The following is a 13762-nucleotide window of genomic DNA, read 5'->3' on the forward strand; positions in this document are numbered from 1 at the left end:
TTTCAGCAACTCTTATAAAAATGCTTTTGAGTAAGTTTTGCTTCAATTTCTTTGGCTGCTTTAGTAATGGAGAGGCCTCCAAGATTGGTACATCTTAAGGTATTGGGAATGCTTTTTCCCACTTCATACATGGTCTCAATTACTTGATCCAAAGGAATCAAATGGTCATAATCTGCCAAAGCCATGTTGGCACAAGAAAGAGCATTGGAAGCTGCCATTACATTTCTGTTCAGACAGGGTGCTTCAACCCTGTTCCCAATGGGGTCACAGATCATTCCCAAAGAACTCTGCAATGCCATAGAAGCAGCGGATATACTTTGATTTATGTTTCCTCCAGCCAAATGAACAATCGCAGCTGCTGCCATTGTAGCACCCGACCCACATTCTGCCTGACATCCGCCAACCTCAGCCGCAAATGTGGAATGTGCCGCTATGAAAACACCAATTAATCCTGCAATAAGCAATGCTTTTACGGTTTCTTCATCCGAAAGCCCCAAGGAGTCGGCCACTCCAAGTACTGCACCAGGCATTGCGCCACAAGACCCTGCTGTTGGCGCTGCTACAATTACTCCCATGGAACTTTTCACTTCCATGATCGCAGATACATACATGATTATTCTATTTAATGTATCTCCATCAATTAGTTTTTTATCTTCCATCATGGATTTGAATTTCACTGATTGAGGCCCTAAAATCCTGTCCTCAAATTTTGTCCCTTTTAAGCCAGTTTCAACTGCATTCTTCAAAATAATCCGGATATCGTTCATTTTGGTAAGCACTTCCTCTTCGGAAATACTTCCGCGCATACTTTCATACTTCACTGCCAGTTCCCAAAGACTCAAATTTTTGTCTTGATTATAGCTGAGCATCTCCTCACAGGTTATAAATGGAACCGTCGTGTTTTTCCCTGTAAGTATTGGCAAAACGGGCTTGATTTGCTTGATTGAAGTAACTCCTTCAATTTCATTAAGATCTTCAAGAATGGTCTTATCCAATAGAGCCTGACTTTTTAGGACAATGAAATTCTTTTCACTGGTATGGATTTCAACACCATCTTCCAGTTTTGCTTTTTCTAAATAATCAATCACTTTCTGTAAATCATAAGTGTAGATCAAAGTGACAAAAGAATCTCCTGCAAGTGCAACTTTGTTTCCATCAATTTCAATCACTTCTATCATTCCTCCCCCTGTAGAAATCGCAATTACTTGGTGCGTCTCCCATGGATTATTTAAAGTGATTTGATAGGTATTCGGATGCTCTGCATGAATATCTTTGATTTCGATGTTTACCTTTATTCCTGCTGCACCGATATGAATTTCAGAATTTACCAATCGTTCGTCATAAGCTTCCCAACCCAAAAATCCACCAAATAAACCCATATCTGAACCTTGATCTTTATGGGTGGTAGCCAATGAACCATTTGGATCGAACTCTATATTTATGTGTGAAATTCTACCATCCATAAGGTCATGGCAGATTCTACCAATTCTAAGGGAAGCAGCGCAATGTGAACTAGAGGGGCCTCTCATTACAGGGCCAATCACATCATTAAAAATACTTGGATAGCTCATTATTTTCTTGGTTTTTTCTTATTTATAAATGTATCAATTTAAGCGAAGTTGCTTAATATTTAATTTTAACATTTATGTATACTATCTTAACAATTAATGATTTTTTAGTGTGCTTTATTTGCTAATGTTCTTTCTTTTTTAGTAAATTATTTGACAAATATCATAAACCACAAAATTATTATGCAACCTTTACATTTTAAAGTTCCGAGACTTAAGGATGAAACAATCCGGGTGGAATGTTGGGAATTGGATAATTTTTTTGAACCTATACACTACCATGAAGAATTTCAAATCACATTAATTCAAGAGGGTGATGGATCACTTTTTGTTGCTGAGAGTATTGTTGATTTTAAAAAAGATGATGTTTATCTATTCGGTAAAAATTTACCACATGTATTCAGGAATAATGAATACTTTCTTCAAAATGGTATTAATAAAAGAGCAAAAGCAATTTCTGTATTTTTCAATCAAGATGTTTTAAAAAGCTCATTGAGTGATATCCCTGAATCCTATAATCTTCAAAAGTTATTAGATTATTCAGTTTATGGAATTAAAGTTTCAGAATCAAGAAAAACACTTATTTGTGAAAAACTTAAAGAACTGACAAAGAAAAATGCTTTCGAAAAGTATTTAGGTTTATTGGATATACTTGAATGTGTTTCAAGTGATACTAAATTGAATTTCATTTCTTCCTTGGGGGTACCAATCAAATCAGTTCAGGAAAATTTACCCAAAATAAATTTAGTTTTTGATTATGTGAGAAACAATTACACCGAAAAAATCACCTTAGAACAAATTGCTGAAATGGTTAACATGTCTCCAACTGCCTTTTGTAGGTACTTTAAATACAAAAGCCAAAAGACATTTTCACGCTTTTTGATTGAAGTTAGGATAGCAAATGCATGTAGGCTTATGTTGCAGAATGACTTTAACACCGCTGAATCTTGTTATAATTCTGGATACAACAATTTATCCAATTTTCACAAGCATTTTAAAAGTATTACAGGAATGACCCCTTTGGAATTCAAAAGCAAAATTTTAAATAAGGAAATTAAGCATTTGGAGAAAATGGTTTAGCGGTTTAATCCCAACCAGGTGTTGAAAAAAGACACTTTTAATAAAACTTTCCACAAACATTTTTTTCATAGGGTTAAAATATCATATCATTTAGCTAAAATGATTTAGTAGAATTTGTTTTTGCGCATAATACCTTTATACTTTATTATATGATTTCTTAGAAAGGATAAGAGGAGGTTTGTTTAAATGGAATTTAAAATTTGACTCGATTATTTTAAAAAGAAGAAATGAGGTATACTGCTTCTGTTTTTTTTATGTGCTTTAATGGGAATTTATTTTCTCCAACAGCACAGACTTTGAAGGAAATTTATAAGAATGGTGTGTTCAGCCTGAATCGATTTGGACCAATCCGATGGATGAAATATACAAAAGGATATTCTGGTATTGAAAAAAGCAATAATCTTAAAGAAGGTATTATAGTCAGGGATGATACGCTTTCAGTAGGTATATTAATATTAATTTTTGCTGAGGTATTTATTCGATTTTGGAAAAACAAACCTTTGACTGTGGCAGATTATAATTGGACTGAAAATTACAACAAACAATTTTCAGTGATGTCCCATCTTATGCTTTCCTATGGAGTTAATGAATTAGAAATAACTTAGCTTCATTTCAATGGGACGATGAAAACCTATTTGTTAAGAAGTTTACTGCCCAACTTAAAATAGATGCTTACGGTATAAAACAAAAAATGAATTATTGAATAACCCAGTATTTAAAACCAAAAGGAAAAGTTATGATTAATTGGAATGGAGTTTTCCCAGCTATAACCACAAAATTTACATCTGATGATCAGCTCGATATAAAGACCTTTCAATCTAATATCCAAATCCAAATGCAGGCAGGCGTGCATGGTATTATTTTAGGAGGAAGTCTAGGTGAGGCAAGTACTTTGAAAAGCTCCGAAAAAGAATCATTGGTAAAGGCTACATTGGAAGTGGTAGGAGATAGAATTCCTGTTGTTATGACTATTGCTGAGCAATCTACCAAAGAAGCTCTTGAGGCTGTTTCTGTTGCAAAAGATAGTGGTATTAAAGGATTTATGGTCCTTCCTCCTATGAGGTACAAAGCTGATGATAGAGAAACTGTTACTTTTTTTAAGAAAATTGCAAAATCGACAGATCTTCCTATCATGATTTATAATAATCCAATTGATTATAAGATTTTGGTTACTCTGGATATGTTTGGGGAATTGGAAGAATTTAAAAATATCCAGGCAGTGAAGGAATCGACAAGGGATTTATCCCTGATAACCAAAATGATCAACCGGTTTGGTGAAAGATTTAAAATTCTTTGTGGAGTTGATCCTTTGGCATATGAAAGTTTGGCCTTGGGTGCAAATGGCTGGGTTGCTGGATTGGTTTGTGCATTTCCTTATGAAACAATCGCGATATACGAATTGATGCAGCAAGGTAGGTATTTGGAGGCTTTGAAGATTTATCGATGGTTTTTTCCTCTATTAGAACTGGATATCCATCCGAAATTAGTACAATATATTAAATTAGCTGAAGCTGAAGTTGGCTTAGGAACGGAGTATGTCAGGGAACCTAGGTTGCAACTAACTGGAGAAGAAAGGGAAAATATATTGCAGATAATCCAAGAGTCACTTTCCTCAAGACCAAGTTTGCCTAATTTGAATAAAATCCCCATATAATTTCTTTTACTTTCAAAAGTAACGACGATAAAGTCTTTGGGAATTAGATTTTAATTTGCTAATATTTTAAAATAATCTATGAAATTATTTTCCAAAGAATCTTATAAAGGACGAAGGGATCAATTAAAGAAAAAAATTGGCTCCGGAGTCTTATTGTTTTTAGGGAATGAAGAAAGCAGTATTAACTTCAAAGACAATTGGTATCCTTTTAGGCAAGACAGTACTTTTCTATACTTTTTCGGATTGGATTTGCCAGGACTCGCCGCCATCATCGATATTGATCAGAACTTAGAGATTATTTTCGGAGATAATTTAACAACTGAAGAATCAATTTGGCAAGGGGACCATACTCCTATTTTGGATTTGGCAAATGCTGTTGGAGTTGGAATAGCAAAATCAAAAAGGGAAATACCTTCTTACTTGGCTTCATTTAAGAATAGGGTAATCCATTGCCTTCCTCCTTACAGGCCTGAAAATAGACAGAAATTGGCTATTTGGATGGCGAAAAGTCTGATGGAAATTGATTCCTTAGTGTCAGAGGATTTTATAAAGGCTGTGGTATCATTAAGATCGATCAAGTCACAAGAGGAAATCCAGGAAATAACCAAGGCAGTGAGCGTCAGTGTTAGCATGCATAAAAAATTAATGCATGAAGCTAAAGCCGGAATGAGAGAATACGAACTTCTTGGATTGGTTACAGGAGAAGCGCTTTCCTTAGGGGGCAATGTGTCTTTTCCTCCTATAATCACTACCAATGGTCAAATTCTTCATAACCACAATTATTCCAATATTTTGATGGAAGGGAAAATGCTCTTGGGGGATTTTGGTGCGGAGTCAAATATGCATTATGCGGGTGACATAACTCGGACTATTCCGATTGGGGCTAGATTTTCTGATAATCAAAGGGAAATATATCAAATTGTATATAATTCTTATAAAGAAGCAGTAGCAGTACTTAAACCCGGTATAAAGTTTAGGGATATTCATCTTCTTGCCTGTAAAAAACTGGCAGAGGGATTAAAGGATCTTGGTATCATGAAAGGAAATTTGGATGATGCAGTAAATCAGGGAGCCCATGCATTGTTTTTCCAATGCGGCCTTGGACACATGATGGGATTGGATGTCCATGATATGGAAGATTTGGGAGAGGAATACGTTGGATATACTGATGAAATTAAAAAGAGTAAGCAATTTGGTCTGAAGTCACTTCGTTTGGGAAAAGAACTTGAAAAGGGATTTGTTATTACAATCGAACCCGGAATTTATTTTATCCCCCAACTTATTGAGAAGTGGAAGTCTGAATCTTTGCATAAAGATTATATTAATTATGAAAAAGTGGAGGATTATAAAGATTTTGGGGGGATTCGGGTGGAAGATGGTTATCTTATAACCGATAATGGTTCAAAGCTTTTAGGAGAACCTTTAGAAATAGAAATCAAAGATGTGGAGCAGCTTAGTAAATAAAATTCAAGCCAATAAAAATTTAAACCATGAAAAACCTACCATTCAAATTCGGTGCTGAGGTCTATACCTGGTACATGAACAATAACGGCGAAACCTACAAAGATCAATTGGGACATATGATTGAGATTATTTCCAAGGCTGGGTTTACCGGGATTCAGCCCATTTTTACCTGGATGGGAAAATTAAGTGATCCGGTTTTGCTAGAGGAGAAGTTGAAGGAACAGGGGATAGAACTGGCAGCTGTGGCCTTGGCTTTGGATTGGAACGGAACTGAAGAAACAGCTGAAGAGAAAAAAGTAGCTGACAATGCCATTGACCTGTTGAAGAGGTTTCCCGGCTCGGTACTTTGCACGGTTCAGATTCCTACAGGTCGCCATGATTTGGTCCAAAGGAGAAAAAACCTCATCAATATCGTAAATACGGTTTCCCAAAGAGCAAAAGAAATCGGAGTTGAAAGCAGTTTTCATCCCAATTCACCGCACACTTCCATTACCCGGACTGAGGAAGATTACAAAGTGATTTTGGAAGGACTAGATCATTCCGTGACCGGATGGTGCCCTGACGTTGGCCATATCATCAATGGAGGTATGGACCCTTTGGCCAAAATGAAAGAATACCAATCCATCATCAACCATATTCATTATAAAGATTGGGATGGAAATCCTGAGTTTACCCTGATGGGCAATGGTAAAGTAGACTTTTTGGGTATTACCCAATGGCTCAAGGATATCGGATTTGGGGGTTGGATTATCTGTGAGGATGAAGGGGAGGAAGCCTTGGAAGATCCCGATTTCGTAACCCTTCATGATGGGAAATGGGTGAATGATGTTTTGGTAAAAGGGTTGAGGTAGAAGATTGAAGCGAGAGATTAGAGCTAAGAAACAAGAAACAAGAAACAAGAATCAAGAAAGAAGATAGAAATCGAGAATCAAAAGATTACAGATAAGAGCCTAGGAACAAGAGTCAAGACTTGGAGAAATTAGGAATTAAGAATGAAAAATGTCGTATTTGGAACCCCACCAAAGACAAAGGAAAGAATACCTATGTTCATCATTCAAAACCTCTGTATACCTCTTTCTTCATTATTTATACATCATTGTCAATTCTTAATTCTTTAAAAAATGCCAACAATAAACTCAAACGGAACAAACATCTACTTTGAAGAAAGGGGTTCAGGAGAGCCTTTGCTATTGATAATGGGAATTACTGCACCAGGGGCAGTTTGGGAAAAGCATGTGGAAGATTGGGAAAAATCCTTCCGCTGTATTCTATTGGACAACAGGGGTGTAGGAAAATCCGACAAACCTGCAGGTCCTTACACTTCCCTGCAAATGGCTGAAGACTGTATTGCAGTACTGGATCATTTGGGTCTGGAATCGGTAAAAGTTGTAGGGGTATCGATGGGCAGCATTATCGCCCAACAACTAGCAGTCCACTTCCCCAAAAGGATCAAAGCCATGGTGCTGATGTGCCCTTGGGCACGTTGTGACAATACGGCTAAGGCCATATTCCAACATATGATGGACTGTAAGGCAAGGTTAAAACCAGAAGAATTCAGCGTTTATATTCAGTTATTGATTTTTTCAAAAAGTTCCTGGGATAATGAGGAATTCCATACAGGGCTGATAGAGGACCGGAAAAAAGCAGCCATGGATCCTAATCCCCAACCTTTAATCGGTCTGGAAGGGCAGGCTGCTGCCTGTATCAATCATGCTGTTTTGGAGCAACTGGAGTCTGTTACTTGTCCAGTTTTTGTGCTTGGAGGGGAGGAAGATATCTTTACTCCGGTTTGGATGACCAAAGAAGTAGCAGGTGCAATTCCAAATTCTAAATTACATATCTACCCAAAAAGCGGCCATGCGTTTCATTGGGAGAATCTGGAGGATTTTAATGAGAGGGTGAGGGAATGGTTAAAAAATCCTAATGGATAATAGGGGACTGTTTTTTCAAATCCTTCACCCTTATCTCAAATTCCTTTTTTAATTCCAGCAATTGATTACGAAATGCAGGATTAAAGGCAAGGTTGTTTTTTTCCAATGGGTCTGATTCTAAATGATACAATTCCTCATGTTGGGGATCATTGATATAGCGGAAATATTTCCATTTTTCAGCCCTTAACCCTTCACTTGGAGGAATGATGTCCACCTGCCATAGGTGTTCGCAAATGAAATATTCCCGATTAAATTCAGGAAGGTTTTCTTTCAAAAAACCAGCTAAACTTAAGCCTTGCCATAGTTTCGGAATCTCAAGACCCGCCAGATCAAAAATTGTTGGGGCTATATCAATATTCAACACCATGTCTTTTACTTTTCTGCTTTGATTTGATCTTGGATCATGTATAATCAATGGAATCCGAAGGGAGTTGTCATACATCAACCATTTCCCTGCCAACTGACGCTCTCCCAAAAAATAGCCGTTGTCACTGGTCAAAATGATGATGGTGTTCTGATCTTTCCCCTGATTTACCAACTCCTCCCTTATGAGTTTAATTTCCTGATCGATTTCTGAAATCATCCGGTAATACCCTTTCATGCTTCTTTGGTATTTTTCTTGGGTGTCAAATCTCCAATACCACCGGGTTCGATTTTCACCTTCCCTTACATAGGAAGGTTGTGCTTCAAAATACTCCTGACTGGTTAAGGGAGCCTCAGGAAACAAAATTGATTCATATAAAGAATCGAATTCCCGATTCCAATAATATTGCTCTTCTGCCGGATCATGGGCATGAGGGGCACTAAAGCTTATGGAAAGCATGAATGGTTTATCCTCAGGAACTTGTTGGATAAATTCAATGGCCTTATGGCCGGTATATCTGGTCAAATGGACGGTATCACTGCCAATTGTTTTATAAAAGTAACCACGCCTGTCTTTGTAGCGGTCCAACCTATCGTAATTTTCTCCAACCTCAAATAAGGATTCAAAACCTGAATAATTAATGCCAAATTTGCCAAAAAAACCAGTGTGATAGCCACTACCTTTCATTAATTCAGGATAAGATTGATCGATAAATTGTTGCTTGATTTCTCCCTGCCCAAAAGTATACCCGTGCGTTCTTTCATAAGTTCCCGTTAAAATGCTTGCCCTGCTGGCTGCACAGATGGGTGTGGTCACAAAAGCATTTTCAAAAAATATACCTTCTTTGGCCAATCTGTCCATTTCGGGTGTATGGATGAATTCATTTCCTGCAAAACCCAAAGCATCCCACCTTTGATCATCCGTCAAAATAAAGATAATATTTGGCCTGTTTTCCTGAGAAAAACATTGAAATCCTAGGTGGAGGAATGCTAAAATGGATAATGAAATGAATTTTATCATTTTTTGGGCAGGTGTTACTTTTGGATTTGTAGCATATGCGCGTTAAGGCAAATAATTCAATCTACAACCCATGTTTTGCCATCATTTTCTTGATATGGGCAAACCCATTTTCAGCCATATCCCAGGGTTCTGAAAATTGTCTCCAAACCCCGATGGCATTGGCAAAGTCAGGGTCATTCCTTGTAAATCCTTCAATGGTAAGCCATCCCTGGTAATTGATTTCAGCTAAGGCTGCGAATGTTTCATCCCAGGGCACATGTCCCGAACCGGGTGTTCCCCTGTCGTTTTCGCTGATATGGAAATGGGCCAAACGGGGACCGATGCTTCTGATGGCATCACCCATTTTTTTTTCCTCCATATTGGCATGATGGGTATCAAACATGGCTTTTACATTGGGGTGGTTGACTTTGCCCAATAAATGCCCCAATTGCTCCATGGTGTTGCATAGATAGCATTCGAATCGGTTGAGGGCCTCTGGGGTCAGCAGGATTCCTGCCTGCGCCGCATAATCTCCTGCCTGATGGAGCATTTCGGCACTTCTTTCATACTCTGCTTCCTGTGGGGCAGCTTTAGAAAAAGTGGCAAAGGCAGAGTGAATGGGGCCGCATAAGACCTGCGAACCCAGATCATGTGAGCGGTCAATGGTCCATTTGATCTTTTCCAGCCCTTTTTGCCGAACAGCTGCATCAGCACTGATCAGGTTTTCTTCCGGACTTAAGACAGAGACCGTGGTAACTTCCAAACCAATTTCCCTGCAATAGTTTCCTATGTTTTTATAAGCTGCTTCATCGGGAGAGCCCACAAAAAATTCGGCCCCATCATATCCGATTTTTTTGAGTCTGTCCAGGATAGGTTTGAGCTCATCTGACATGTTGGCCGACCAGGCCAGGACATTGAATCCGATTTTGTTCATTGGTTATTTTGGTTTATTTGTTCATCATGAAGTATGGGCCTTAAACTCAATCTTTTGAATACCAAGGTTGTATTCTAGCGCAAGTCTTAAGTCTAGCGTCTAGCGTCTAGCGTCTTGTATCTATTTACTTGAAATCCTCCACCTTCATTCCTTTTCTGAATGTTCCAAATCCAAACATGGATGGTTCGTATTTTCCTACAATAGAGACATTCATATCTGCTATAATTTTATCCGGCATATCGAGGGCCCAAAAAGCAGCATTGACGATCAATCTTCGCAGGTCTTCACTGACCAGGTCAACGGAAGCTCCCATAGTCGTGGTGAAGACTTTTCCTTTCTTTCCCCCTTCAATCTGGTAATCCTTGGTCCAGGCCATAGGCATAATGGATTTTTCCCAGTTGACTGGAGACTCGGGGTTCATTCCCGAAGTGGGCACGCCATAGATCAGTACTTCTGCATCTTTGGGGATGTTTTTCACAGTATATACGTCAGATGCAGCCCAAATGTCCTTCACCCCTCTAAGGATTGGGTGGTCCTGCTGCTGGGCAATCCCATCAATCAATGCCCTTGCTCCTTCTGTACCGTGGTCACCATGATGGGCCACCCAGGTTTCTCCGAGTATTTGTTGACCGAAACCGCCTTCCCATCCTATTTCTGCATTCCTCCAATGGTATTTGGCAAAAGGACTGTTTTTGTTTTTTTCATAATGGAAAGCATGGGTAGCTGTCCGCATCCCTATAATAGGCTTCCCTGCCAATATGTAATTATGGAAATGTTGTGTTTGCTCATCGGGCAATTCCCTGAATCTGGTCAGTAGAATCATCAGATCTGCTTTTTCCAAATGTTCGAGACCAGGAATGTTATTTTGGTAAGAAGGCACAATATGGCCCGATTCAGGCTCTATAGGAAATAGCACGGTACAGGTAAATCCATAATGTTGGGCCAGCAATTTACCCAACATGGGCATGGCTTCTTCAGAACGGTATTCGTCGTCCCCGCTTACCAGTACGATGTGTCTGCCCTTTCCAGGCCCTTCTTTTCCTTCAAATCTGAGCCAGGTTTTTCCATCCTGTGCTTGACAAGCTATTTTAATGAAGAATTGAATTAAAATAAAAAAAAGCAAATAATGCCTATTTAAAATATTATTGTACCTAGAGGAAAAAGGTTTATTGGACATTGATTTTAAGGTTAAGATGAGAAATTAGATTAATTACTTATTCAAAATATACCTTGAAAACCTATTTGATAAAAGTGAATTTTGCAAGTTTTGGATCTTTATTCAAAAAAAGCTAACAAAAGATATAGAATTGAAAAAATACCATTTATTTTTCAGCGAATAATTCCATCCTAAAGGAAATTTCCAATCCTAAAATTTTATTTCCTTACCAATTCCTTTTGTGGCTTTGTTGAGAAGGATTCGCTGAGGTTTTTTTTTCTTTAAAAATTCCCTTTATCCACATCTTTGATAAATTTGATCAGTCCCTCAAAGAAAACTTTTTGGTCATCATATTGACTCAAATGGCTTCCATCCGGGCAAAAAAGGTAACGGCCATTTTGTACCTCCGAAGCCATCCACTCCATATGAGCAGGATCCATGGTATCATGCCCGGCGCCTATTACCAGGGTAGGGACTTTTATGTTTTTGAGGTCAGCCCTTCTGTCCCAGCCTTTTAAAGTTGCCCCAGCTGTGATTCCAAATTCTGAATGCCCTTGCATGTACACATAGACGTTAGGGTTGACATGCTTTAGGGAGCGCATAACTGCCTCAGGCCACTCTTCCAAAGGCATCCTTAAGACATGGTATTGGTAATGGTGCTCGAGCAGCAATTCCTCATACCTTGGATTATCAAAATCTTCATTTTCTTCGATTTGCATGATTTCTGCAAAGACTTCTGCGGGCATTTGTGGCCCCAATACCTCCTTGGCGTACTTTTCATATTCATCCAGGCTGGACATCATATTGGAAATCACAAGGCCTTTTAGGTTATCTTGATGCTTGAAAGCATATTCCATGGCCAGCATACCGCCCCAGGATTGTCCGTAGAGGTAAAAATTATCCTTATTGAGTCCCAAGGCCTTTCTTACTTGTTCTACTTCATCTACAAAGCGGTCGATGGTCCAAAGAGACTGATCCTCTGGTTGGTCTGAATAATAAGAGCCCAGCTGATCATAGTAAATGTATTCGATTCCTTCTGATGGGAAATAGCCATCAAAGCAGGAATACAGTTCGTGGGTCATCCCGGGTCCTCCGTGCAGGAGCAGAACCTTCATGGTAGGATTATTGCCCACCCTTTTAGTCCATACCCTGAATTCTCCTTTTGGAGTTTGGATTGGGACCATGCGGATACCACCTTCAAATTGGTCGTCCCTGTTGGAAAAGTCCAGGTAAGATGCAGCCACTTGGCTGTCTTCCGCATGCTTTTGGTCTGTCTGAGAACAGGATTGTGCAAAGAAAGCAAAAAGGGAAAGAATGATCAGATGTTTTTTCATAGAAGAAAGGGACTAAATGATACTGACAAAAGCTGTTGAATATAAGCAAAGCCCTGATTTTATACAAATTGAATCTTCCGCTAAGGAAACAGAGCCCGGTTGGGATTAAAAATGATCAGCTTTCTCCCAACATCTTTTTGCCCTTTCGGATGATTTTTTTGGCTTCGACACCTTTCACCACATTTCCATTGTTTTCCAACCAAACTATGGCTCCGGTAGGACATCTTTGAATAGGAACCTGGGTGTTATGGTTTTTGGAATAATCAATCAGGGGCAGATTATTGGCCATGGTAATAAGGTTTGGTGCATCCATAGCACATTTGCCACAAGCAGTGCAGCCCACTTCGCAATCATCCAGTATTGCATCACCTGCTTCCAGGCTTTTACAGGCTACCCAAAGTCTATGGCTAACCGGATGAAGGGAGAACAGGTCTTTTGGGCAGACTTCCACACAATCTCCGCAGGCAGTGCATTTGGCTTCATCTACTACAGGAAGGCCGAATTCATTCATAGATATGGCATCGAAATCACAGACCCTTTCGCAATCCCCTTTCCCCAAACAGCCCCAGGCACAGCCCTTGGAACCCCCTGATACCAATGCTTCTGCTCTACAGGTGCCCAGTCCCTCATATTTTGCCCGATTGATGGCGACATTAAGCCCTCCGGCACATGATAATCGGGCCACCTGTTTTTCTTCAGAGCCGGCATCAACACCAAGATAACTAGCTATGGCATTTCTTCCGTCTTCACTGCTGACCGTACACTTTCCTGGTAGCATATCGCCTTTGACCAAAGCTTCTGCAAAAGGCCTGCAACCAGGATACCCACATGCACCGCAGTTGGCATGGGGAAGCATACCTTCCACTACATCTATGCGGGGATCTTCATATACATAAAGCTTCTTGTTGGCGATAGTCAGCATCAAGGCCAATAAGAGTGTCAATCCTCCCAAGGTCAGTAAGGCAATAAGTATGGTCATGATGGGTTATGCTTTTGTTTAATCAGATTTTAGTTAGATAATGTACCATGTACATAGAGGCAAGAGACAAGAGACAAGAATCAAGAAACAAGAGACAAGAATCAAGATTACACTCAGCACTTTTTCATCTTTCATCTCCTAAGTTCAACCCCTTCAGGGTTGATCGAACCTAGAAAGGTTGTGGTTTTCTTGATCCTGGGTTGCACCCAGGGCTACTGAAAAGTTTAACCACTTAGTGGTTATCAGTACATTTCAGGTTTCTTTTAGTCATATAAATCTTAATTGGTGCAATTTGCTCT

At 39.2% G+C, this 13762-nt stretch carries 12 protein-coding genes; 6 read left to right on the forward strand and 6 right to left on the reverse strand.

What is annotated here, in order from left to right; translation table 11 throughout:
- Positions 1 to 2: 2 nt before the first annotated feature.
- Complete coding sequence (locus CLV48_RS17185; protein WP_106568527.1) at positions 3 to 1571, reverse strand: L-serine ammonia-lyase, iron-sulfur-dependent, subunit alpha; 1569 nt, start codon at positions 1569 to 1571, stop codon at positions 3 to 5.
- Positions 1572 to 1721: 150 nt separating this feature from the next.
- On the opposite strand from CLV48_RS17185, the gene CLV48_RS17190 reads away from it, so the two are divergent.
- From CLV48_RS17190 to CLV48_RS17215, 6 genes are all read left to right on the forward strand, one after another.
- Entirely contained in the window at positions 1722 to 2648 is a 927-nt protein-coding gene (locus tag CLV48_RS17190) for an AraC family transcriptional regulator (RefSeq protein WP_146140116.1), read from the forward strand.
- A 356-nt stretch (positions 2649 to 3004) separates the two neighbouring features.
- Complete coding sequence (locus CLV48_RS17195) at positions 3005 to 3253, forward strand: hypothetical protein (protein WP_146140117.1); 249 nt, start codon at positions 3005 to 3007, stop codon at positions 3251 to 3253.
- 131 nt (positions 3254 to 3384) lie between these two features.
- Entirely contained in the window at positions 3385 to 4302 is a 918-nt protein-coding gene (locus tag CLV48_RS17200; RefSeq protein WP_106568530.1) for a dihydrodipicolinate synthase family protein, read from the forward strand.
- Positions 4303 to 4380: 78 nt separating this feature from the next.
- A complete protein-coding gene (locus tag CLV48_RS17205; RefSeq protein WP_106568531.1) occupies positions 4381 to 5766 on the forward strand; it encodes an aminopeptidase P family protein in 1386 nt (461 codons plus the stop codon).
- Between the two features lie 26 nt (positions 5767 to 5792).
- Positions 5793 to 6617, forward strand: coding sequence for a sugar phosphate isomerase/epimerase family protein (locus tag CLV48_RS17210; RefSeq protein WP_106568532.1), 825 nt, complete (start codon positions 5793 to 5795; stop codon positions 6615 to 6617).
- 270 nt (positions 6618 to 6887) lie between these two features.
- Positions 6888 to 7697 carry an alpha/beta fold hydrolase gene (locus tag CLV48_RS17215; protein WP_106568533.1) on the forward strand — a complete coding sequence of 270 codons (810 nt, stop codon included), beginning with the start codon at positions 6888 to 6890 and terminating at the stop codon, positions 7695 to 7697.
- Here CLV48_RS17215 and CLV48_RS17220 read toward each other — a convergent pair.
- The 5 genes from CLV48_RS17220 to CLV48_RS17240 form a co-directional block, all read right to left on the reverse strand.
- The gene (locus tag CLV48_RS17220; protein ID WP_106568534.1) at positions 7687 to 9081 is read right to left on the reverse strand and encodes a sulfatase family protein; all 1395 of its coding nucleotides are present in this window, start codon (positions 9079 to 9081) and stop codon (positions 7687 to 7689) included. The genes CLV48_RS17215 and CLV48_RS17220 overlap by 11 nt on opposite strands.
- 61 nt (positions 9082 to 9142) lie before the next feature.
- Complete coding sequence (locus CLV48_RS17225) at positions 9143 to 9994, reverse strand: sugar phosphate isomerase/epimerase family protein (RefSeq protein ID WP_106568535.1); 852 nt, start codon at positions 9992 to 9994, stop codon at positions 9143 to 9145.
- 124 nt (positions 9995 to 10118) lie between these two features.
- Entirely contained in the window at positions 10119 to 11171 is a 1053-nt protein-coding gene (locus tag CLV48_RS17230) for a ThuA domain-containing protein (protein ID WP_106568536.1), read from the reverse strand.
- A 260-nt stretch (positions 11172 to 11431) separates the two neighbouring features.
- Positions 11432 to 12484 (reverse strand): proline iminopeptidase-family hydrolase, encoded by a 1053-nt coding sequence (locus CLV48_RS17235; RefSeq protein ID WP_106568537.1) that lies wholly within the window; start codon positions 12482 to 12484, stop codon positions 11432 to 11434.
- Positions 12485 to 12599: 115 nt separating this feature from the next.
- Positions 12600 to 13463, reverse strand: coding sequence for an RnfABCDGE type electron transport complex subunit B (locus CLV48_RS17240; RefSeq protein ID WP_106568538.1), 864 nt, complete (start codon positions 13461 to 13463; stop codon positions 12600 to 12602).
- Positions 13464 to 13762: the final 299 nt, after the last annotated feature.

This window comes from Cecembia rubra, assembly GCF_003014575.1.
Classification (GTDB): Bacteria; Bacteroidota; Bacteroidia; order Cytophagales; family Cyclobacteriaceae; genus Cecembia_A; species Cecembia_A rubra.

Excerpts from the sequence above, each read along its gene's own strand:
- CLV48_RS17215 (WP_106568533.1), top strand. The coding sequence starts at position 6,888 with ATGCCAACAATAAACTCAAACGGAACAAACATCTACTTTGAAGAAAGG.
- CLV48_RS17200 (WP_106568530.1), top strand. The coding sequence starts at position 3,385 with ATGATTAATTGGAATGGAGTTTTCCCAGCTATAACCACAAAATTTACA.
- CLV48_RS17195 (WP_146140117.1), top strand. The coding sequence starts at position 3,005 with ATGAAATATACAAAAGGATATTCTGGTATTGAAAAAAGCAATAATCTT.
- CLV48_RS17235 (WP_106568537.1), bottom strand. The coding sequence starts at position 12,484 with ATGAAAAAACATCTGATCATTCTTTCCCTTTTTGCTTTCTTTGCACAA.
- CLV48_RS17210 (WP_106568532.1), top strand. The coding sequence starts at position 5,793 with ATGAAAAACCTACCATTCAAATTCGGTGCTGAGGTCTATACCTGGTAC.
- CLV48_RS17185 (WP_106568527.1), bottom strand. The coding sequence starts at position 1,571 with ATGAGCTATCCAAGTATTTTTAATGATGTGATTGGCCCTGTAATGAGA.
- CLV48_RS17225 (WP_106568535.1), bottom strand. The coding sequence starts at position 9,994 with ATGAACAAAATCGGATTCAATGTCCTGGCCTGGTCGGCCAACATGTCA.
- CLV48_RS17240 (WP_106568538.1), bottom strand. The coding sequence starts at position 13,463 with ATGACCATACTTATTGCCTTACTGACCTTGGGAGGATTGACACTCTTA.
- CLV48_RS17205 (WP_106568531.1), top strand. The coding sequence starts at position 4,381 with ATGAAATTATTTTCCAAAGAATCTTATAAAGGACGAAGGGATCAATTA.
- CLV48_RS17220 (WP_106568534.1), bottom strand. The coding sequence starts at position 9,081 with ATGATAAAATTCATTTCATTATCCATTTTAGCATTCCTCCACCTAGGA.
- CLV48_RS17230 (WP_106568536.1), bottom strand. The coding sequence starts at position 11,171 with ATGTCCAATAAACCTTTTTCCTCTAGGTACAATAATATTTTAAATAGG.